Genomic DNA, 20972 nt, shown 5'->3' with positions numbered 1-20972 from the left:
CGTTCATGGAGCGCGTTGGCCGACAGACTCGGCCACGTCCGGTGCGTCTGGGCGGGCCCGCCTCTCGAGTCCGACCGGGGCTCCATGTACGTCGTACGGCGTCCGCGCCGCTCCGGTGTGCGGTCCTTGCTCTGGACCGCCGGATCGATCCGGATCGGGGTGCGTGCCGCCCGAGCGGCCGTGCGCAGAGGCGAGGTCGTCCTGCTCAACGGGGCCGAGCCATGGGGGTGGCTGTCCGCCTGGATCGTGTCCCTGGTCGTCCGGCGCCCCTGGCTCATGGACATCCACGCCGACTATCTCGCGCTGCCGGTCGCCTCACTCGGCCGCTGGAGACGCGCCGTGCTCGCACGCGCCGTCGTGAGGTTCGCCCGCCGTGCCTCCGAACGCAGAGTCGTGGCCCAGTCCATGGTCGATGCGCTGGCGCGACGCGGGATTCCCTCCGTTCTGGTGCCCCCGCGGCTCCTTCCGGTCTGGGAGGAGTCACTCGAACGCCGGCGCCCGCTGCCGACGGAGCCGGGTCCGTCGCTCCTGGCGGTGGGCCGGCTCGTTCCGTCGAAGGGCTACGACATCCTGCTCACCGCGTTCGCCACGCTCGTCGAGACGGTGCCGTCGGCACGGCTGCGGATCGTGGGCGACGGCCCGGAGAAGGTCAGGCTGGTGCGGCAAGCCGATCGGTTGGGGCTGTCGGGCCGTGTGACGTTTCTGGGTTCCCGCGACGTTGAGGAGGTGCGCGGGGAACTGGCGTGTGCGGACCTCTTCGTCATCTCGTCACGAGACGAGGGGTTGCCGAGGACCCTGCTGGAAGCAGCCGCAGCGGAGGTCCCCGTCGTGGCGACCTCCGTCGGAGGTATTCCGGCCGCCGCTTCGGAGTGGGCCAGTGTGTCGCTCGTCTCGGCTGATGCCGTCTCGCTCGCGGCAGGATTGCGTCAGGCCGTGGCCGACCCACCGGCTCCCGCGGTGCTGACCGCGGTGCGCCGGCACGTCCTCGCGGTCTACGGCTTCTCCACCAACCTCGACCAGCTCGCTGACCTCTACCGCCGCATCATGGCCGAAGCCGGGGAGAAGCACCGGTAGCGGCGGCTGTCCGCCCGGGCGGCGATCCGCGATGGCGCACCACCCGGGCCGGGTTCCCCGCCACGATCGCGTACTCGGGGATGTCGCGCGTCACCACCGAACCCGCACCGACCACACTGCCCCGCCCGACGGCCACTCCGTCCAGCAGGATCGAGCGGGCCCCGATCCAGACGTCGGACTCGACGACGACGCCCCGAGCGGTGATCGGCTGGTTGCGGATCGGGCGCTTGACATCGTCGAACCCATGGTTGAAGGCGATGATGGTCACACCGGTCGCGATGCGGCACCCGTCGTGCACGGTGATTCCACCAGCTCCGTACATGACGACGTAATTGTTCAGTGAGCAGTCGCTGCCGATCGTGATCGAGCCACCTTGCGGAACCAACTCCACATGACGACCGACGAGGGTGCGCTCCCCGATGACGATGCGCGCGTGCTCCTGGAGTGCGGCACGCGGCGAGACGTACGATCCCGATCCGATGCGTGTCCCGCGCAGCCGGAGGGGTACGGCCCAAGCCCGCATCAGCCTCATCGCGCTCCCTGCCCGTCCGAAGGTGCCACAGCGTGTGACTTTCTCTACGAGGTCAGTGGCTGAATGTCGTGGTGCGTCTGCGCGCGTGCGCGCCAAGACGACGTGCGGCCCTCACATAGACAACCTCCGGCAGCGCCCTTCTGGCAGCAGAGGTCACCCAGACGTACGGCGGCCGGTGCAGACCGAGACGGTAACGCAACACCGCCGACCAGGCAGGCTGTGGCTGACTCACCATGGTGAGCCATTCCCTGACCGCCGCGCTCCCACTGGGGCTGGTCAGTACGTCAGGGGTGACGAACCGCAGATTCCGTTCGCGCAGTCGTTTCTCGACGCTTTCCTGACGGTGAGCCTGACTCGGAATCTTGCGCACGTCGAAGTCGACATAGATGCTCCGCAGCCGATCGATGACGCCACTGTCCAGCAGGTCTTCCAGGACGTCGCACTCGCTGCCTTCGCAGTTGAGCTTCATGTGAATCTCGTCGTTCTCCGACGTGTTCGCCGACAACCAGTCAGTGGCTCGCAGCAGGACAATCCTTTCCTGCCCGACACGGGTGTCCGACTGCTTCTTGTCCGCGTACACGCTGGCTCCCAACAGCCCGCCCCCGTATAGCATCGCCGATCCCTGTTTGTTCGAAAGTCCGGCCGGCACGATCGTCAGTCGTGGGTCCCGATAACCCCGGAGCAAACGATGGCAGGCCAGTGCGGGCTCGAAGGAGTAAACCTTTTCAAACCCCCATCGGGGGTCCAGGGCGATGTCCAGTGACTCGCCGTAATGCCCCCCGACATCGAGGAAGATCCGCATGATGGTTGCCTTCCGTCCTGGTCAGGCCAACGGCTCTCGATCTTCCGCCGTCCGAGGTCGTTTCCGCTCCCGGCGCGCCAAGTCGGTGACACTTTTCATCCTATGAGAGCCCCTGAAGGCAATCCCGGCTCAGTTCCCGCGCACGGAACGGGTCATCCGGCACTTGTGGTGTCGGGCGGTCTTCAACTCGAAATAGCGGGAGCCGGAGTGATACTGACGCCATGTCACTTCCATGCGACGCCCTTTCCGCCAATGGGCACCTGCCTAGATTCCGGGTACTCGTGGTGTGCACGGCCAACCTCTGTCGGTCTCCCCTCGCCGAGAGCCTGCTGAGGGAAAGGCTTGCCGCGGTGTGCGAGAGCATTCATGTGAGCAGCGCGGGCACCAGGGCCGTTCCCGGTACGCCACTTGCCGCGATTGCCACTCCCTTCGTCGTCCGCTGGGGCGGGGATCCGTCCGGGATGGTCGCCCGTCGGCTGACGGCCGGGCTGGTCGAGAGCGCGGACCTCGTGCTGGGGGCGGCCACGGAACACCGTGAGGCGGCCGTACGGCTGGCCCCCGTACGGGCACTGTCCCGAGCCTTCAGCCTGCGCGAGTTCGCCCGTCTGGTGAGGCCCGAGGACGCCGCCCGTGAAGAGGATCCCGCTGCCCGGCTGGCGGCGCTCGTTCACGGTGCGGCTTCCCGGCGCGGATGTGGTGCGGCCGACGCGCGCGACGACGATGTGACCGATCCGCTCGGTGCCGCGCCCGAGCGGGTACGGGAATGCGTCGAGCGGATCGAGGAGTCGGTGGAACGGATCCTCGCCGCGCTGCGGGCCGGGTGAGCCGCGGAGCCCGTCAGCCGCTGCACGCCGGGTAGGGCTCCACCTGGGTCCGCAGCGGTGTGACCAGTGGCTGACGCCACACGACCGGAGCGCGGTCGCTGACCGGCTCCATCAGCTGGAACGTCAGCGTACGGCTCTGCTGCGCGGGCAGTTCCACGTCCACCGTGTAGACGGCGTGACCGCGTTCGAAGCTGCTGCCGAGCCTCATCGGACGACCGTCGGCCGTCACCTGCTGCAACCGTGCTCCCATGCTGGCGTAGTAGGAGACCAGCAGCCGGTTGTCGCCCGGCCGGGTGGGATAGCGCGGCTTGTCGCCGCGCTGGGTGATGTAGGCGGGCAGCCCGGAGGTGGGCGCCCGGTTGGTGAGGGTGACCTGTACGGTGACGGGCCGGCCCTCCGGGGTGCAGCGGCCCGGGGTCCAGCGCAACTCCCGATCCAGGTAGTAGTCGAGCTTCCCGCCCGCGGCGTTGTTGACCACGAGGCCGGCGAACGGTCCGGGCCCCGTCGGCAGAGACCCGCTCAACGGGTGTTCTTCGAGGACGCGTTGCTCCTCGTTCCGCACGCTCCAGACTTTCAGGCGCTCTTCCTTCACGACGTCGTAGGTGGCTCTGAGCAGTCCGGGAAGTCGCCCGGGATCGTCGAGGGCGCGCAGGAGCGTGTTGGCCGCGGTGCGCGCAACGTCGAGGAGGAAGGACTTGCGCTGGACGTTGTCCGCGTACCGTACGTAGCCCGTGAGCTCGACGAGGTCCACGGCGTTGTCGGCGGTGAGCTGCGTGCCGTCGGGGAGCCGGCCGGGACCCGTCGCCCGCAGCAGACGGGCCAGTGCGTTGGGGTCGACCGCGATCGCGCCGTCCACCCGCTGTCCGCTGCGTTCGCGCCAGGCCTCCGCCCAGATGCGTGCGGCATACGGGAAATGCGGGCTGACATTGGAGTTGGCCCAGGTACCGGTGGGATCCATCACGGCGTACCGGGCCGTGTACTCGGCTCCCAGATCGACCGAGGGGGACACGTCGGCCATCATCGTGTCGATCCCGAACGTCTCGAAACGCAGTTGCCCCTCGTCCACGGAGAGCACGGCGAACGCGCCGGGCATACCGCCGGTGCCGCGTGCCTCGGCGGTGTTCTGGAAGACCACGAAATACCGTCGAGGATTCTCCGTGCCCAGCAGGGACGGCAGTACCCGCGCCGCCAGGGCGGCGTCGGACATCACCGGCGTGATCCGGTCGAGTTGGCGGGTCAGGCGGATCCGGGCCTGGTCGACGGTCGGCAACCAGGCCGTGGGCGGCAGTCCATGAGCCCTCTCCCGCATTGCGGCAGTCACCTGCGCCGCACGCCGGACGTCGGAAGCCGCGTCACCCAGTGCGGACAGCAGGAAGCCAAGGCCGTCCTGGCGCGCAGGCCCGGTGTGCTCCGCCGTGACGCGTTCCATCGGCGGGAGCATCTGCTGTGTCAACTCGCTGGTCATGTAGGCGACTTCACGGACGGTATGGATGGGATCACCGAAGTACGGCAACTGCGCGGCGAGATACCAGGCAGGCCCGGTCGTGAGGTCATGGGCCCGGGCGGTGTGCTCGGCCACCGAACGCATCGCCGTCCTGGCGTCCGTCATCAGCGCGTCCGCGTTCTTCGCGTCGCCTGTCCGCGCCTCCGCCGCCTGCGGTCCCGTCGCCCGAACACCCGCCGTGCTCCCGTTCGCTGTCTTGCCGGCCGCCGCCGGAGCGGGTTTTCCGGCCGCGCCCGCCGCCATATGCCGCAGTACCTCCAGTTCCCGCTGTGCGGACAGCAGTTCATCGCGTGCCAACAGGCCGGTCACGAGGATCCAGCTCGCACCGGCAAGGCACAGGAGAGCGGAGCCCACCAGCACATACGCTCCCCGGCGCCGCAAAGACGGGGCCGTGGGCCCTGCTCCGGCCGGCCGGAGGCAGCGCTGTGCCAGGCCACGCAGGCGGTCGACAAAGCCTGCGGTCCGCTCCGCCGAGGTGCACATACGACGGATCTTCACCAAACGCTCCTCGAGCGACGTCGGGTCATGGGCTGATGCGACCTATTCGGCCGATATGTTCATTCATAACCGATATGTGGCACCTCGCTGTGGCGCATTCCCGAATTCACCGGATGGCTCAACGGCATGGATGTACTGAAGAGACCGCGGTCCGGCGGCAACACGACGGGGCGATGGCGACGGCATCTCCGCACGTTCGGCTCACTCACCGTCGCCGGTCAGGTGGAGGCGGCACTCTCGTTCCTCACCACCGCCGCACTCGTCCGACTGGCGGGTGGTACGGAGGCGGGACAGGTGCTCTTCGTGCAATCGGTGGCATCGGTCTGGTTCCTGCTGTGGGACCCGCGCCTCGAGGACGCGCTACAGCGCTTCGTCCCACTCGAGCGGCTGCGCGGACCTGGCCGCGGGACCTGGTTCTACTACCGGCTCGTCCGGCTGGATCTGCTCGCCGGACTGCTGGCCACGTCCGTGGGCGTGGTGGCGGCTCTGTCGGCCGCCGCGGTTGGATGGGTCTCGACGGAACTGCTCTGGCTGCTGGTGCCGGCCGTGCTGGGTGCGGGGGTCGTCACCCCTTCGGGCAGCGGCTCGGCGGGCTTCGCCCTCACCGACCAGTTGGCCCGGCTCGGCACCATCCGTCTGGTGCTCGCCGTCTTCGGTTGTCTGGTGACCCTGACGGGCCTGCTGGTCGCGGGCCCCGTCGGATACCTGGCGTCGACCGTCGTCACCGGCGCGGTCACGACGGTGGTGCTGACCGTCGGAGCCTGCCGGCGGGTGCGCGCGGCATTCGGTCCGCCCACCCGTGGCCCTCTTGCCATGCCGCGGGGACTGGTGCCCTTCCTGGTGAAGACATCGGCGACCGGATCGGTCTCGGCCGGGTCGGACAGTGGACTCACCCTGCTCGCGGGACTGTGCGGCGGGCCCGCTCTGGTGACGAACCTGAAGGTGGCCACCGCGATGGCCCGTCTCCTGCTGAGCTTCGTCAGCCCGGTGGCGGCACAGCTCTATCCGCGGCTCGCACAGGCCGCGGCGCTCGGGCGGCGTACCGCGGTGATGCATGACGCGCTGCGCTCCAGCGCGTTGACCGGGGCGATCGGAGCCGTCGGGGTGGTGGTGGCGGCACCCCTCGCCGGTCCCCTCCTGGGAATGGTGTACGGCGCCGAGTACGCCGTGCTGTCGACAGCGGCGGTGGTACTGCTGGCCGGAGGCGCGCTGCGCGGCTCGGTGATCTGGGGGAAGGTGCTGCCCTCGGCGCTGGGATTCCCGGGGGTACGGCTCGCCTTCCTGACCGCCGAGGGCATCTGCCAGCTGGGGATCCTGGTGGCCGTCAGTCAGTTCTGGCCGGGCCCCGAGCGCACTGCGGCGGCGTTCGCGTGGGGCTCGCTGTGCCTGCTGGCGCTGAGCACGGCCTGCTGGTTCCTCGTGCTGAGGGTCTTGGTGAGAGCGGTGCCCTGTGCCGGTGCGCTGACGGCAGCGGTCCCGGAGCCCGCGGGAGCGGGAAGAACCTCCCCGTAGGTCCTGGGGCTCGTGCGATCCGTCGGCGCTTCAGGGCCCGAGCGCGGGGTGACCCGGCAGGAGGCCGCCGCGACCGCGAGACCGAGCATCCCCCAGCCCGCACACGGATAGGCCCCCGTGGTGTTGAACCACACCGCGGTCGCGCAGAGAACCGCCCGTGTGACCAGGTCACCGGGGCGCCAGATGTGCCACAGCAGCATGAGGAAGAGGACCGATCCGACCATCCCCAGGTACACGGCGATGTCCAGATAGACGTTGTGCAGACCGGCGATGTGCGTGATCCGGTAGGTGTCCATGAGCGCATCGGAGTCCATCTGCGACCACCCACTGCCGACCAGTGGGTTGGCGGCGCCGAAGGCGCCCCAGAAGGACTCGGCCTGCGAGGTGTGGACCCAGAGGGTGATATGCAGATCGGGGCGGATGCGAGGAATGAACAGAAAGGCGGATACGGCCGCGCCGACCAGGACCAGCAGACGGATGCCGCGTGTGGTCCTCATGGCCCGGAGCTGTTCCCTCCGGCCGATGGCGAGCACCGCCAGTCCGGCCAGCGCACCGGCTGAGGCGCCGATCCCTCGTGCACCGAACAGCCCGATCACTCCGCTCACCAGGAAGAGCGTCCTCGCCGCAGGGCTCGACTCGGCCGCACCGAGCACGACCAGTACCGCGGCGATCAGTGCGACCTCGTTGGGCCCGCCCGGCAATCCCGACCAGCGGTACGCGGTGTCGCCGAAGAGGGGGACGGTTGCCAACACTCCCAGCAGACTCCAACGAGCCCAGCGCCACAGGCCGAAGTCCCGGGGAAGAGACCGGCCCACCACGGCCCATACGATGACGGGTTCCATGACACGGAAGAAACTCGCCGTACTCTCCGAGCCGTTGCTCAGGGCATTCCGTGTCACACCGAAAAGCACCAACAACGCCAGCAGCAGAAGCACAGGTGTGCGATGGAGACGGGCGTATCGCAGCAGCACGGTCGCACAGACAACCAGGAGGCATACGTCGCCGAAATGGACGACGTATTCCGAAAACGTCCCCAACTGCGGCCAGACGGACGGATGGATCACCGTTACCGCCGTCGTGACCAGGACGATCAGTCCCGGACGCGCGGTGACGACGAACAGCGCGGCCGCGGCGATCAGCAGGATGCCGAGGGCGAGATCGGGCTCGGGGACGGCCAGAGCGCTCAGAAAAGCCGCGAAGGCCATGACACCAGCGATGGCCGGCGAAGCCCCCAAGGATGGGATCCGCATCAATTGGTCCCTCCGTGGTTCACAAGAATTGCCGTCGTCGGCGTCCGCCGTGAGAGGCCGATCGGTGGGGGCGCGAATCTCCCCTGGAGGTCGCGGCCCTGGACGGCAGGCCCGGCCGACGCTCCGGAGTCCTGGCCGCACGCCCTGTCCATATGTACTGATTTCGCCACTACGTGTGCGCGGGACACACCGACAAGCGCGACCTCGGGGCAGGAATATCTCCGTACCTTCGCACCTGACCGTCCTTCACCGTTGCCTCGAACGCGCGTGGACGGGTGATGCCGTGACACGGCTCAGAGCCGGGTGAGAGCGGATCCGAGTGCCGTCCGGTACCACTCCTCGACCCGCCCCGCGACCACAGGCCAGTCCAGCTCGGCGGCGGCGCGTCTGCCGAGAGCGCTCATCCTCTCCCGGAGCGCCGCGTCGTCGAGCAGCGTCGTCAGAGCGCCTGTCAGGTCCGTCTTCGACCCGGACCGAAAGATCCGGTACGCCTCCGGATCCCGGATCACCGGATGGAGCGTGGCCTCCGACGACACCACGACCGGGGTGCCCATGGCCAGTGCCTCCAACGCGGCCGTGGGCACGCCCTCGCCCTTGCCCGGCAGCCGACGCGACGCGAGGACGAACACCTCGGCACGGCCCACAAGCCGGTAGACCTCCTGCCGCGGCAGGGCGCCGACCAGTTCCACCCCCGGCCCGGCGGCCGCGAGCGTCCTGAGCCGGTCCAGCTCCGGGCCCTCGCCCGCGATGACGAGACGCAGTTCGGGGCGGTCGCGGGCCAAGTCGTGGAAGGCCTCGATGAGCAGGGCGTGGTTCTTCACCGGATCGAGCGCGCCCACGCTGACGATCAGACCGGATTCGCGGTCGCGGGGAGCGGTCGCGGACGGCATGCGGGACAGCTCCAGACCGCTGGACATCGTGAGGATGCGCCGCTCGGGCACCCCGCGTGCCACGAGGTCGGCCGCGGTCCCCGAGCCCAGTGCGATGAACGCGTCCACCTGCCGGAAAGCATGTCGGGCCAGGCGCTGCCACCGGGTGGCGAGTCGCCCGTGGACGGTCAGGCACAGCGGGATGCCCAGGTGCCGGCAGACGGGCCCCAGCCACATGGCCTCCGTGTGGTCCCCGTGCAGGTGCAGCATGTCGATGTCGTGCGCCCGCGAGCCACCGCACAGCTGCCGGGTCATCGCCGCGGCCTCCACCGCGAAGGCGGCCTTGTCGGACATCCGGGCCAGCGCTCGGGACATGGCGGTGGTACGCAGTGGCAGCCGTGCGGCTCCCGGGGGCAGTGCCGTGCCGTGCCGGAAGGCCATCGTCACCCGGTGTCCGCGGCGCACCTGCTCATGTGTCAGGCGTTCCACATGGCGTTCCAGTCCGCCGGGCATCGGGGGGACCCGGTAGCTCAGCCGCAGGATGTGCATGGGGTGTGCTCCATCCCGTATGCCTTTACTGCGCGCATCAACGGCACCGGCCTGGTGCGACGGTGGCTCCGTCGCACCAGGCCGGTCAGGCCGGACAGCACACGGCTGTCCGAGAGGTTGTGGGTCAACCAGGGCACTGACGAACCTCAGCCTCGCTGGGCGCCGGAACGCCTGCGCTTGGTGATCAGCAGGGTTCCGCCGCCGAGGAGCAGCAGGCCGCTCGTTCCGGCGAGCACAGCAACGGTGGTGTCCGAGGGGCCGGTCTTCGCGAGCTCGTCGGGGCCGTGGCCGGGCCGTCCCTCATTGTCGCCGCGTCCGTCGTGGTCGCCGCGACCGTGATCGTCGTGGTCGCCGCGCCCGTTGTGGTCGCCGCGTCCGTCGTGGTCGCCGCGCCCGTTTCCGTCACCGCGTCCGTCGCCGTCGCCGCGCCCGTTTCCGTCGCCGCGCCCGTCGCCGCGACCATCGCCGTCACCGCGACCGTCGCCTCCGGGGCGGCCGTTCTCGCCTCCGGGTCGGCCACCGTTGCCGCCGCCGTTGCCGCCGCCGTTGCCGCCGCCGTTGCCGCCGTCACCCTCGACGGTCAGCACCGCGCTCGCGATGGCTCCGGACTCCTGGCCGACCAGGTAGAACAGGTAGGTGCCGGACCGGGTGTTGTCGGGGATCTCAACCGTTCCCTCGACCTCGACGCCACCCTCGGGGTTGGCCGTGGCGGTGAAGGTGCCGAGCTGGACGGCACTGCCTCCGCCGCCTCCGCCACCGCCGCCTCCGCCGCTGCCCAGGCTTCCGACGGCCACGTCGCAGCCGTCTCCGCCTCCGTCGCCACCGCCGTTGCCGCCTCCGGGTCGGCCGCCACCGCCGCCGTTGCCGCCTCCGCCGTTGCCGCCCCAGTCACCGTTCCGGCCGTCGGGGGCGGGGGTCTCGGTCGCGGTCGGGGTCGGGGTGGGGGTCACGGTGGGGCCCGGAGTGGGGGCAACACATCCGTCACCGATGCGCACGAGCCAGGCGATGACCTCCTCGCCCTCTTCGAACGGGTAGCCGTAGGCCTCGAAGTCGATCGACTGACCAGCAGCCACCGAATTGTCGTCGAGCGTCACTCCCGGGGCGGGCGGGTACTGAGCGAAAGCCGGTTCGACGGCCACCAGGGGGGCGGCCGCCACCAGGCTCACGGTGGCGGCGGCCAGGGCGATACGCCATGTAGGACGTCTGAGCATGAAGATCGGGCTCCTTCAGAGGGTGCTTGATGGGTGATCGTGCGTTGTTGCCGAGTGGGTTGGACACGAGCGACCGGTGCCGGACAGTCCTCTGGGGGGTTCGTCGTCGGTATCACCTCTCCCGACATCGCGCTGATCGTCCTTGCCTCGATCGGTACTGCCGCAGGTCATCCGCCTGTGCAGGTGCCCTGCGCGGACGACTTCCGGGTAACGAGTCGTCAGACAAAAAGACCATCGGCCGCGTTCAGGCATGAAGATCCATAGACATGGGCGTGCCGACTCAAAACAGGCTCACACAGGCACTGCACATACGGCGGAGCACCGGCACTCGTTCGGCCCTTCAAGACTTGCGAATCCCGCTTGCGACCCCCGCACCCGGGAAGTCCGGGAACCCGTCGGCCGCTGTGGTCGCCGGGCGATTCGGTCCGCCGTTCGGGGAATTCCGACCACCGCCGACTGCCGGCCATCACCCGTCCGGCCCACCGGGGGGACGGGAGCGCGGGCGGCCGCGGTCGGCAGGGGCAGGGGCAGGGGCAGGGGCCGGGCGACGGGGTGACTACGGGGAGGCCGCAGCCGTGGGGCCGTCGGTCAGGAGGCCGCCGGGAGGGAGCCGGTGGGCTGAAGGTCGGCGGGTGGGAGGCCCTCGGGTCAGGAGGCTCGTCGGCGGGCAGGCTCCGCCACTGTCGGCACACCGACCAGGGAGACGGCGAGGCGCCCGGGACCCCGGGACGGCGCCCGCCACAGCGACGAAGGGCCGCGGGGACGGGCCCGACAGGACGGTCCGGCCGGGCGGGGCCGATAGTGCGGGTTCGGCTGGGCGGGGCCGGCAATGCGGGTTCGGCTGGGCGGGTCCGGCAGGCCGGGTCCGGACAGTACGGGCCCGGCAGGGCGGGTCCGAGAGCACGGGCCCGAGAGCACGGGCGCGGCAGGACGGGCGCGGCAGGACGGCGCCCGGTCGTGGGGCCGTCCCCTGCTGCGGATACCAGGAGTGTCAGTCGGTGCTGCCGCCCTCCACCAGCAACCGGGCATAGTTCGTCATCGACCGCTGGTACCGCGGGAGATGGCGTGCCAGTGCGCCGATCACCAGTGACAGCCCCTCGCGTTCACGGCCCAGTTCGGCCAGGCACAGCGCCAGCGTGGCCCGTACGGCGTCGTCCAATTCATCGGACGGTGCGTCCAGTTCGGGGGTGAGGAGGCGGACACCCTCCTCGGGGCGGCCGATGTTCCTGAGCGAACTGGAGAGCTGGATCGTCGTCCGGCGTCTGCGGTATCCGGTCAGTCCGCGCTCCAGTGCCTCCTGGTAGAGCGGGACCGCCTTGTCGGAGTGCCCGGTCGAGTCCCAGGCGCAGGCCCGTTCGAAGAGACCGATGGGGCTGTCGGCGGGCAGCTCGGCGACGAGCGTGTCGATAACCGCCCGGAAGCCGGCCGCGTCCGCCGCGTCATGGTCGTCGAACGTGGCCCAGGCGGCGGCGACCCGCTCATCCCAGTCGGAGTTCACAGAGCCGACGGGGTTCACGGCATCGGAAGAGTTCACAGGGTTCACGGCATCGAGGGCCTCCACGCGGTTCACGTGTTTCACGGCATCGAGCGGGTTCACGCGGTTCACGTGTTTCACGGCATCGAGCGGGTTCACGCGGTTCACGTGTTTCACGGCATCGAGCGGGTTCACGCGGTTCACGCGGTTCACGCGGTTCACGTGGTTCACGGGTTTCACGGGGTCAACGTCACTCACGGGCACACCCTCGCACGCGGTGTGCCCGTGGAGCCTCCGGGTTTACGCGAGGGTCCAGCCGCTGAACTCCACCGTCCCCCGGGCCCCGCCGCCCCCGTTGGTGGCGCTCATGAACAGCCCCACGTCCTGGGTGCCGGCCGCCCCGGGTACCGGCACGGTGGCGACCGTGCGCCACGTCGTCCCGTCGTCCGTGGAGCACTCACCGGTGTACGAGCCGTCGGCCCGGGTGAGCCGCAGAAGCACCGGTGCCTTGACACCGGTGATGCGGCGGTAGGTGTCGAGGGTGCCGTCGCCCGTCGTGTCGTACGACAGCACGACCCCGTTGGCCGGGGTGACCGCCAGGTTGAGGAAGCCGGGGGAGCCCGGTGTGGCCAGGCTGTTGCGGACGATGATGCCGGAGCGTGCCCAGTTGCCGGTCACCGCCTGGGCCTCGACCCGCAGCGTGACCGACACCCCGTCCCGCAGCGCGCCCTCCCGGTAGACGGTCCCGAACTCCGTGGTGCCACGCCACAGGTCCGCGCCCGCCCCGTCGATCGCGAACCGGTCGCCGAGCTGCCCGAAGACAGCGGCGTTGTTGGTGTACGTCCTCCAGCCGGCGTCGAGCGGGCCCGCCTCGAAGAGGGTGCCGTCGAACCGGCTGTCAACGCGGTCCTCGCCGCGCGGACCGTACCGCACCGTGATCGTGTACGGCAGCGGGCGCAGCGGACGGTCCAGCGGTGTGCCGGCCGCGTCGGCCCGCCAGCGGACCCTGCCGGTGCCGGCGGCGGGCACGCTCGCCAGCGAGGTCGGACCCTCCGGCGGGGCGTCGATGCCGCTGAGGGCGAAGTCGACGCGACCGGTGGGCCGTAGTCCGTTGACGTTGGTGAAGAGGGCCTCCAAGCGTGCCTGCCCGCCGGGCGGGAGGACCGGGGGCTCGGCGGTGACCGTCAGCGAACCCTGGTAGGGGGCACGCGCCAGGACGTCGTGGACCTTCGCGGCCGTCCGGTACGCGTCGCCCACCGGCCGCAGCGGATAGTCCTTGCGTTCCCGGGTCCACGGCTCCTCCACCGCGAACCAGTCCACGGCCGCCGGAGCCGTCCCCGTGGCGAGCGCGTCCTGCAGCGCGTCGAGCCACTTCTGCCAGCGCGGCACGTAGAAGTCGGCCATCAGACCGTGCCATTCGCGGTTGCCGTACTCGTGCAGACTGCCCGCGTCGGACGTGGCACGCCCGCCCCACACCGTGATCAGTACCTTCGCGGTCCGCTCGAACTCGGCACGCTCGGCGTCGTTCGTGGCCAGCAGCCGGGCGTCGTTGACCCACGGGCCGAGCAGGAAGGCGGGGTCGGTGCCCGTGACGTCGTCCGACAGCCGCATCAGCCGCAGCCACAGCGTCGACAGGGTCTTGAAGGTCTCCTGGTCCTTGGCCGCGTACGCCGCCTTCAGCTGTGGCAGCAACTGCCGGCTACGGTGGGCGAGCGCCTGCCGGGTCACGTCCACCAGATCGTGCCGGTACGCGGCGCTGCGCCGCAGGCCCACCGACACCCCGAGCAGCCCCGCGAGAGCCGCGTCGAAGCGTCCGGGATCGTAGGTGAGAGCCCGCGGCGCGTACTCCGCGGCACGGTTCGCCGAGAGGTCCGGGCGGGCGCAGAACAGCGAGTCGTGCGGATCGCTGCGCTCCACCGCGTGCTGCTGGTAGGCGGTGTCGTGCAGCGCCCGCCAGGCTCTTCGCGCCGAGGCGTCGCGGCCGCCGTAGCGGAACCTCGCGTACCCCGAGAACCACGCCTCCCGGTCGATCTCGCCTTCGCTCCAGGCCAGTTCGGAGAAGAGTTCGAAGGCGGCCGGGTCCCGGTCGGCGGCCTCCGGCATGTAGGCCGTACCCACCAGCGCGCTGTCCGCCTTGTCCCGCCAGGCGAAGAACTTCTCGTTCCAGATGTGCGCCCGGGCGCCGATGGTGGTGCGCCCGCCGAAGTTGGGGATCGTGCCGAAGGCGTACGGGGTGCCGCCCCAGTCCCGCTCGCGGTCGGTGACGCTCGTGTAGCGGTCGGAGACGCCGTCGACGATGAGCATCTTCGACTTGTCGATGGCGTCGATGAGTTCGGGCAGTGGGTTCTCCTGCCAGCCGAGGATCACCCAGGTGGCGCCGGGATGGGCGGACTGCAGTGCCCTCTCCACCCCGCGGGCCGCGTCCGGCACCGGCACGTCGCCTGCCGTGCCCCCCTCGTGCAGCAGGTCCATCTTGAAGTGGGCGGCCGTGCCGAAGACGTCACGCTGGTGCGCGTAGAACGACGAGGCCACCTTCGCGAAGGCGTTGGTGCGCGGATCCAGCCAGTCCGGCCGCTCGAAGCCGTGCCAGACGCCCTGCGGCACCACGTGCGCGTCCCCGCCGTTGCGCGCAACGAACTCCTTGGGCACATGGCCGTAGTAGCCGGGCAGGACGGGCGACATGCCGAGCTCGCGCAGGCGGTCGGCGATACGGCGGCCCAGCGCGGCCCGGCGCGCGATCAACTCCTCGGACAGCGGGCCGCCGTAGCCGGAGAGGTTCTGCAGCAGCCACCACGGCTGGTGCGAGGGTGCGGGCAGCCAGCCGCGGGACTCGGCGTCGCTGTAGCCGAAGTCCTTCAGGACCCGGTGGTAGACGGCCTCCATCCCGGCGATGACCAGGACCTCGTTGCAGCCGTGCAGTGCCAGGACGTCGATCATCCGCTCCCAGTAGGCCCAGTCGGCGTAGGGGGCGGTGTAGCCGTCGTTGGTGTCGTTGAGGGCGAAGCGGTGCGGTAACGAGGTGGCACGAGTCAGCGTACGGGCGGGCGCGGGCAGTCTGCGCGGGAGGTCGAGTTGGCTGCCGTTCCAGGTGATGTGCGCCCCGCACACGTACTTGAGGTACCAGTGCACTCCCGTCAGCAGGACGGCCGGAGTGGTCCCGGTCACGGAGATGCGGCCGGTTCTGCCCGTAACCTCGAACCGGTCACGGCTCCCGGGCGCGAGGGTCAGCCGGAACTGGTCCGCGTGTCCCGGCAGCAGTCGATTGAGCGCGGAGCGTACGGGAGCCGTATCGAAGGCAGGGCCCTCGTCGGGGCTCTCAGCGGCGTGGGCCGGAACAGCCACTCCCAGGGCGGTTCCGAGGCCGATGGCACCGGCCGTGCCCAGCACCGTACGTCGCGACGGATCGGTCATCTGTGTGCCCCCTGTGTAGACAGGATGCGCACGTTAACCGGAGGGCTGTCTGTGCTCAACGGTGCGGACGCAGCTGGCGAGTTCGTGTCGCCGACTAGGAACCGGAGGGAACGATGAAGTTGACGCGCGGAGGGCTGGTGGCCGCCGGTGCCGTGGCGATGCTGGTGCTGACGGGCTGTGGATCGGGCGACGACGGCAAGCAGGCCGCGGACGCGGTGCCGAAGACAGCCACGGGAAGCCTGGAGCAACTGGCCAGCGAGGTGAAGTGCAAGCCGAACATCCAGATCGACGCCGACACGATCCGCCAGGCCATCTGCAAGAACACGCAGGGCAAGTTCATCCTGGCGACCTTCTCCACCGACCGCGGCCAGCGCGAGTGGCTCAACGGTGCCAAGGACTACGGCGGTTACTACCTCACCGGCCGCAAGTGGGTGGCCGTCGGCGAGGAGAAGACGGTCACGGCGCTGCGTGGCACGCTCGGCGGGACCATGGAGGAGGGATCCGCTCACATGAATCCCGGTGGCAGCCACAACAAGAGCGGTCACAACGGCTGACCGCATACCCCGGGGCAAGCGAAAGCCGGCGGTGGGAAAATCCCACCGCCGGCTTCCTTGTGGATCAGTGCCGGTTCTCTACCGGGTCACTGGCAGTCCTGGCCGCTGTTGATGCACTGGACCACCTGGTTCATCGTCTCCTCGTTGAAGAAGTTGATGAAGTCGTTGTGGTCGGTGATCGCCTTGTGCAGCTGGTCCGGGAAGGAGTCGATCGCGTACGCGTTCTGGACCTGTCCGTTCTGGATCTGCGGCGCCGGAACGTCGTAGACCAGGCGGACCTGCAGCTGGGGGATGGCCTGGAAATTGTTCGAGCAGCTACCGTCCGCCTCGACGAAGTCCACGTGCGTGCGGTGGTTGGCGCTGTCGATGTTCTGGCCGTCCCAGCAGCTCTGGAAGAAGGACGTCCGCACCACGGAGCTGCCCTCGGGGCAGATCGGGTACTTGTCCGTCACCTGCCGGTCCTCGAAGCCGGTGCAGCTCCAGTTGGTGTTGGCGTTGCCGAGGCCGTTCACGAAGGACTTGGCGTCACCGGTGATGATGCGCAGGGCCTGCGGCATCGCGACGACGTCGCCCTTCTTGTTGCCCACGAACTTCAGCTCGGCCTGGGCGGGCTCGACGATCTGACCGACGTTGCCGTCCTGACCGCCACCGGGCTGGTTCGCGTCGATGTCGTTCTGGCCGTTCTGCAGACGGATCACGGGCCAGAAGTAGGACGACTTGTCGCCCTGGTTCTGGCAGGTCGTGTTGCCGTTCGCCAGGTCCTCGTCGCTCGCGAAGGCGTTGTTCGCCTGGTTGCCGACGTAGTCGTGCTGGTGCTGCGCACCGTTGCTGACACCGGGGGCGACGATCACGTTGTCCGAGTTGCGGTTCTCGTTCTCGTTGGTGCCGCAGTTCGTGGTGAAGGTGCCCGTCGAACCGCCGTTGCCGTTCGCCGCGAGCCCGTTTCCGTTCACGCCCTGCGGGCCGCCGGTCGGCTGGACATCCTCGATGTTGACGAAGTCGGCGGCCGCCGGACCGTTGCCGCCCTGACCGCCGTTGCCGCCCTGCTGGTCGCCGCCCTGCTGGTCGCCGCCCTGCTGCTGGTCGCCGCCCTGCTGCTGGTCGCCGCCCTGCTGCTGGTCGTCGCCCTGCTGCTGGTCGTCGCCCTGCTGCTGGTCACCCTCGCCGGCCGCCGGCTGTGCGACCGGCACACCCTTGCACTGGGCCATCTGCTGGAGGTTGCCCGGGGGCTGACCGCCCGCACGGCTGATGTTCTGCCCGATCCGGTCGAGCGACGCGGTGCGCTTGGCCCGCAGGGGGCTGAGGATCGAGTTGTCGACGAACGCCGAGTCACCCGCCTGTGCCTGTCGCGTGTCCGCAAGGCGCTTGTAGGCCTCCGTGACCTGCTGGTCGAGGGTCGCCAGCTCCTTGTCCACACCGGCGCGCGCACCCTGCGGCACGTCGTTCAACTGCTGGCCGACATCAGGGCAGTCGATGGTGGCCACCTGAGCAGCGACATTCTCAGCTTTGGTCGAGTTGTTCTCCTCGTGCGCCGAAGCATAGAAATTCGCCCAGACCAGCCCGCCCCCACCGAGCGCGAGAGCCGCGGAGGCGGCAATGGCTCGGTTGGCCAGGCTCGAACGGCGTTTCCGTGAATTGCGTCCCATGGAACTCCTCTGACTTCCTTGCGGGGGCTTCGAGGCGCCCGACAGGAGTGCTGCGTCTTCCGGGGGGAGGACCCCCGGCCCCCCGGCCGGACAGTCGGGCGGCCCGCGAGGGGGCTGCGAGCACCCCTGAGACCGACCTGAATGAACCGGCGCCATTCCATACGGAGGCGGCCTCGGTGATGTTCAGAAGCCTCGGAAAAACTTAGGAGTTTGCTGAGAGCAATTCCGGCGCTATGGGCCCAGAAGCCCCTGTATCCACGGTGTTTGAGCGCCGTTTCTTTGAATCATGTTCAGTTCCCCCTGCTCCACCCTCCGGTGCGCATAGGCAAGTACGGCTGAATACGTGGCGGTTGTCGTCGTCCGACACATCAGGACCGAGTTGACCGCAGATGTTGGAGGTGTGCCGAGCGACCCGTTCAGTCCGACAAGTCGGGCTATGACGACCGCCGTTCGACCGGCCCCTGCGTCGCACGCGGCACCTGCGGCACCACCGGCTCCCGGGAAGTGGGATTCCCCGCCGGACGCTCCGTCGAACATCTCGGCAGCAACCGCTCGATCGCTCGGGGGACTCGGATAGCGTTCGGCGCATGACAGAGCGGCGCGCGATCCTCAGCGGATCCACCTTCGAGGAGCAGATCGGCTACGCCCGGGCCGTCGTCGACGGCGACTGGGTGCACGTATCCGGCACCACCGGGTTCGATTACACAACCATGACGATCTCCGACGACGTGGTGGTCCAGGCCGAGCAGTGCCTGCGCAACATAGAGGCCGCGCTCACCGAGGCCGGGTGCACCTTCGCCGATGTGGTCCGCGTCCGCTATCTGCTCCCGGACCGGGCCGACTTCGAACCGTGCTGGCCGGTCCTGCGCCGCCGCTTCGGCGAGGTGCGGCCCGCCGCCACCATGATGGTGTGCGGGCTCTCCGACCCCCGGATGAAGATCGAGATCGAGGTGTACGCCCGGCGGGCCCGCTGAGCGTTCCCCTCACAGTCGCTTCAGGACGCGCGCCTCCACATCGGGATCCAGGCCCACCCCCGGCCGGTCCGGGCGCTGGGGTGCGGTCCCGCCGATGGACTTCAGCCACGCCCAGGTGTCCGCGACCGTCTTCTCGACGGGCCGACAGCGCAGTCCCGTCGCCAGAGCCCTGGACACGTCGGCTCGGTGCAGCGCGTCATGGCCCTCGCTGCCCGGCGGCATCCACACCGGGAGCTGCGTCCAGGGTTCGATGCCCGCGTCGAGGACCGTACGAGGATCCAGCCAGCGCAGCTCCGCCGAGGAACCGGTGACCCGGACACAGGCCTCCAGCAGGTCCCCCGTCGTCGTGTGCCCCTGGGGGCCGACGAGGTTGAACGGCCCGTGCGACTCCCGCTCCACCGCGCCGAGCAGCCACTCCGCGAGGTCCCGCACATCGACGTACTGGAGGGGCAGATCGCGCGGTCCGGGCGCCAGTACCGGGCCACCGCGGGAGATCCGGGTGAGCCACCACGGCAGCCGCCCGATGTTCTCGTACGGCCCCAGGATCAGCCCCGCGCGAACCAGCAGCGACCGCTCGGCGCCGAAGGCGTCCAGTACGGCCAGTTCGGCGCCCAGCTTGTCCCGCGCGTACTCGGTCTCCCCGGCGTCGGGCGCGGCGCCCTCCACCAGCGGCGCGGTCTCGTCGTGGTCGGGCGCGGGCGGCCACGCGTAGACCGAGCAGCTGGACACGTAGACGTACTGCCGGGCCCGCCCGGACAGCAGCCGTGCGGTGTCCCGTACCGCCCGCGGTGCCGCCGACCAGGTGTCGACGACGACGTCCCACTCCTCGGTCCCGGCGAGCTCCGCGAGCCCCTCCGCGGCGGTCCGGTCACCGCGCAACTGCCGTACTCCCGCCGGTGGTTCATGACCACCCCGGTTGAACACCGTCACGTCCCGGCCCCGGGCCACCGCGGCCTCCACCACGGCCCGTCCCACGAACTGCGTACCGCCCAGCATCAGAAGCCTCATGCAGGCGTCTCTGCCCGCGGAGCGCGGCCCGGGGAACACGAGTCTGCTGACAGGAGATTCGCATGACGGGGAGCCGCATCCGCGGGTCGAGTCAACTCCCGGTCGGTGGCGTGTACTTGTATCCCACGCGCCGCACGGTCTGGATCGCGGCCCGGTAGCGCGCGCCCAGTTTGCGTCGCAGTCGCGCGATGTGGACGTCCACGGTGCGTCCGTCGCCCACATGCCCGTAACCCCACACCGTGGTCACCAGCTGGTCCCGGGTGTGCACCCGGTTCGGATGCGCCACGAGGTGGGCGAGCAGCTCGAACTCCAGGTAGGTCAAGTCGAGTTGCTTGCCGTCCACCTCGGCGGTCCGCTGCGCGGTGTCGATCCGGACGGGACCCGTACCGCCGTCGGTGTCCGCGCCGGCCGACGACGGCCCGGCGGGATCAGGGACGGCGACCGGCAGGGCCTCCCGGTGCTGGTCGGCCGGGACGAGCACCAGATAGCCGATCATCGGTGGCCGGCCCGGCAGGGCGGGCAGGGAGTGCTGGGGCGCCGGCAGCCAGGTGGCGCCCGGCGGCAGGAAGTCCCGTACGTCCTTCCACAAGCTCTCGACTTCGTTCGAGCGGGGGAGACTCCGATCCTCGTCCTGGTCGACGGCACGCAGGCGGTGCCGGGGCGCGGCGGCCGGAGCGACGCCGGCTGCGGCGGGAGAGGGCGATGCGGAGGCGGGGGATACGGCGGTGGCGACGGAGGAGAAGGGGCGGGTGTTCGCCATGTCAGGTCAGCTCTTTCGCGCGAGAAAGTCCGTCGGGGAGATCGACGACCGCGAGTTCGTGGTCGGGTTCGTCGAGGACGTACGTCGTGCGCGCTGGCCGAAGGCCGGGGTGTACGGCTTTAGAGGGCCCGCGCGTTCCACGCGCGACAACACACCCGGTCGAAGTCGTGGTGCTGACGGGAGGGCCAGAAGGGCTCGAGGTCATGTCGACCCGTCGCGATGTACTTCTGGAAGCCGGCCATGGGCCTATTGAAGCAGACGCCGCGCCGCGGGAGGAGACTCCTCTCATCGCTCGGACGCCACCTCGACGTGAGGTGCGCGACAACCGGCGCAACGCGAAGGGGCGCCCACCTCAGCGGTGGACGCCCCTCGTCGCCGATGCGGGGATCAGACCTGGCCGGCCTTCTCCAGCGCGGTGCAGCAGGTGTCGACGAGCAGCCGGGTCACCACGTACGGGTCGACGTTGGCGTTGGGACGGCGGTCCTCGATGTAGCCCTTGCCGTCCTTCTCGACCTGCCAC

General features: G+C 69.8%; 15 protein-coding genes and 1 pseudogene. 4 read left to right on the top strand and 12 right to left on the bottom strand.

The annotated features are described in order from the left end of the window. Nucleotides 1-15: 15 nt before the first annotated feature. A complete protein-coding gene (locus EF387_RS42640; RefSeq protein WP_162467325.1) occupies nucleotides 16-1074 on the top strand; it encodes a glycosyltransferase in 1059 nt (352 codons plus the stop codon). Here the strand turns inward: EF387_RS42640 and EF387_RS49585 are convergent. Both EF387_RS49585 and EF387_RS42630 read right to left on the bottom strand, forming a co-directional pair. Continuing rightward, nucleotides 1043-1606, bottom strand: coding sequence for an acyltransferase (locus EF387_RS49585; RefSeq protein WP_128381979.1), 564 nt, complete (start codon nucleotides 1604-1606; stop codon nucleotides 1043-1045). The genes EF387_RS42640 and EF387_RS49585 overlap by 32 nt on opposite strands. 52 nt (nucleotides 1607-1658) lie before the next feature. Beyond that, entirely contained in the window at nucleotides 1659-2408 is a 750-nt protein-coding gene (locus tag EF387_RS42630) for a class I SAM-dependent methyltransferase (RefSeq protein ID WP_128381978.1), read from the bottom strand. 221 nt (nucleotides 2409-2629) lie between these two features. On the opposite strand from EF387_RS42630, the gene EF387_RS42625 reads away from it, so the two are divergent. After that, complete coding sequence (locus EF387_RS42625) at nucleotides 2630-3232, top strand: arsenate reductase/protein-tyrosine-phosphatase family protein (protein WP_128381977.1); 603 nt, start codon at nucleotides 2630-2632, stop codon at nucleotides 3230-3232. Between the two features lie 13 nt (nucleotides 3233-3245). Here the strand turns inward: EF387_RS42625 and EF387_RS42620 are convergent, their stop codons facing one another. The 6 genes from EF387_RS42620 to EF387_RS42585 all read right to left on the bottom strand — a co-directional run bounded on the left by EF387_RS42620 (nucleotide 3246) and on the right by EF387_RS42585 (nucleotide 15510). After that, on the bottom strand, nucleotides 3246-5090 hold the full coding sequence (locus tag EF387_RS42620; RefSeq protein ID WP_128381976.1) for a DUF4012 domain-containing protein: 1845 nt from the start codon (nucleotides 5088-5090) through the stop codon (nucleotides 3246-3248). Between the two features lie 1472 nt (nucleotides 5091-6562). Continuing rightward, nucleotides 6563-7951: a hypothetical protein gene (locus tag EF387_RS42615; RefSeq protein ID WP_128381975.1), complete on the bottom strand. Its 1389-nt coding sequence runs from the start codon at nucleotides 7949-7951 to the stop codon at nucleotides 6563-6565. Between the two features lie 338 nt (nucleotides 7952-8289). Then, nucleotides 8290-9414: a glycosyltransferase family 4 protein gene (locus EF387_RS42610; RefSeq protein WP_128381974.1), complete on the bottom strand. Its 1125-nt coding sequence runs from the start codon at nucleotides 9412-9414 to the stop codon at nucleotides 8290-8292. A 146-nt stretch (nucleotides 9415-9560) separates the two neighbouring features. After that, complete coding sequence (locus EF387_RS46935) at nucleotides 9561-10625, bottom strand: LPXTG cell wall anchor domain-containing protein (protein WP_155589829.1); 1065 nt, start codon at nucleotides 10623-10625, stop codon at nucleotides 9561-9563. Nucleotides 10626-11616: 991 nt separating this feature from the next. Further along, nucleotides 11617-12159: a tetratricopeptide repeat protein gene (locus EF387_RS42595; protein ID WP_238432021.1), complete on the bottom strand. Its 543-nt coding sequence runs from the start codon at nucleotides 12157-12159 to the stop codon at nucleotides 11617-11619. 240 nt (nucleotides 12160-12399) lie between these two features. Then, the gene (locus EF387_RS42585; RefSeq protein WP_128381971.1) at nucleotides 12400-15510 is read right to left on the bottom strand and encodes an alpha-N-acetylglucosaminidase; all 3111 of its coding nucleotides are present in this window, start codon (nucleotides 15508-15510) and stop codon (nucleotides 12400-12402) included. A gap of 113 nt (nucleotides 15511-15623) precedes the next feature. Between EF387_RS42585 and EF387_RS42580 the strand changes: the two genes are divergently transcribed. Beyond that, a complete protein-coding gene (locus EF387_RS42580) occupies nucleotides 15624-16064 on the top strand; it encodes a hypothetical protein (protein ID WP_128381970.1) in 441 nt (146 codons plus the stop codon). An 86-nt stretch (nucleotides 16065-16150) separates the two neighbouring features. Here EF387_RS42580 and EF387_RS42575 read toward each other — a convergent pair whose 3' ends face one another. Continuing rightward, on the bottom strand, nucleotides 16151-17710 hold the full coding sequence (locus tag EF387_RS42575; RefSeq protein ID WP_128381969.1) for a DUF1996 domain-containing protein: 1560 nt from the start codon (nucleotides 17708-17710) through the stop codon (nucleotides 16151-16153). 587 nt (nucleotides 17711-18297) lie between these two features. Between EF387_RS42575 and EF387_RS42570 the strand changes: the two genes are divergently transcribed. Further along, the gene (locus EF387_RS42570) at nucleotides 18298-18684 is read left to right on the top strand and encodes a RidA family protein (RefSeq protein ID WP_128381968.1); all 387 of its coding nucleotides are present in this window, start codon (nucleotides 18298-18300) and stop codon (nucleotides 18682-18684) included. Between the two features lie 9 nt (nucleotides 18685-18693). Here the strand turns inward: EF387_RS42570 and EF387_RS42565 are convergent, their stop codons facing one another. The 3 genes and pseudogenes from EF387_RS42565 to EF387_RS42555 form a co-directional block, all read right to left on the bottom strand. Further along, complete coding sequence (locus EF387_RS42565; RefSeq protein ID WP_202918553.1) at nucleotides 18694-19692, bottom strand: SDR family oxidoreductase; 999 nt, start codon at nucleotides 19690-19692, stop codon at nucleotides 18694-18696. A 91-nt stretch (nucleotides 19693-19783) separates the two neighbouring features. Next, entirely contained in the window at nucleotides 19784-20452 is a 669-nt protein-coding gene (locus tag EF387_RS42560) for a winged helix-turn-helix domain-containing protein (RefSeq protein WP_128381967.1), read from the bottom strand. A gap of 387 nt (nucleotides 20453-20839) precedes the next feature. Continuing rightward, nucleotides 20840-20972, bottom strand: a pseudogene (locus tag EF387_RS42555) (glutamine synthetase); the annotation flags it as partial.

The organism is Streptomyces cavernae, assembly GCF_004023625.1.
Taxonomy (GTDB): Bacteria; Actinomycetota; Actinomycetes; order Streptomycetales; family Streptomycetaceae; genus Streptomyces; species Streptomyces cavernae.
This window is presented reverse-complemented; position numbering and strand designations above follow the sequence as displayed.

Bases quoted from the DNA above. Each gene is read 5' to 3' on its own strand.
- EF387_RS49585 (WP_128381979.1), bottom strand. From the start codon at position 1,606: ATGAGGCTGATGCGGGCTTGGGCCGTACCCCTCCGGCTGCGCGGGACA.
- EF387_RS42630 (WP_128381978.1), bottom strand. From the start codon at position 2,408: ATGCGGATCTTCCTCGATGTCGGGGGGCATTACGGCGAGTCACTGGAC.
- EF387_RS42625 (WP_128381977.1), top strand. From the start codon at position 2,630: ATGTCACTTCCATGCGACGCCCTTTCCGCCAATGGGCACCTGCCTAGA.
- EF387_RS42615 (WP_128381975.1), bottom strand. From the start codon at position 7,951: ATGGCCTTCGCGGCTTTTCTGAGCGCTCTGGCCGTCCCCGAGCCCGAT.
- EF387_RS42610 (WP_128381974.1), bottom strand. From the start codon at position 9,414: ATGCACATCCTGCGGCTGAGCTACCGGGTCCCCCCGATGCCCGGCGGA.
- EF387_RS46935 (WP_155589829.1), bottom strand. From the start codon at position 10,625: ATGCTCAGACGTCCTACATGGCGTATCGCCCTGGCCGCCGCCACCGTG.
- EF387_RS42585 (WP_128381971.1), bottom strand. From the start codon at position 15,510: ATGACCGATCCGTCGCGACGTACGGTGCTGGGCACGGCCGGTGCCATC.
- EF387_RS42580 (WP_128381970.1), top strand. From the start codon at position 15,624: ATGAAGTTGACGCGCGGAGGGCTGGTGGCCGCCGGTGCCGTGGCGATG.
- EF387_RS42575 (WP_128381969.1), bottom strand. From the start codon at position 17,710: ATGGGACGCAATTCACGGAAACGCCGTTCGAGCCTGGCCAACCGAGCC.
- EF387_RS42570 (WP_128381968.1), top strand. From the start codon at position 18,298: ATGACAGAGCGGCGCGCGATCCTCAGCGGATCCACCTTCGAGGAGCAG.
- EF387_RS42565 (WP_202918553.1), bottom strand. From the start codon at position 19,692: ATGAGGCTTCTGATGCTGGGCGGTACGCAGTTCGTGGGACGGGCCGTG.
- EF387_RS42560 (WP_128381967.1), bottom strand. From the start codon at position 20,452: ATGGCGAACACCCGCCCCTTCTCCTCCGTCGCCACCGCCGTATCCCCC.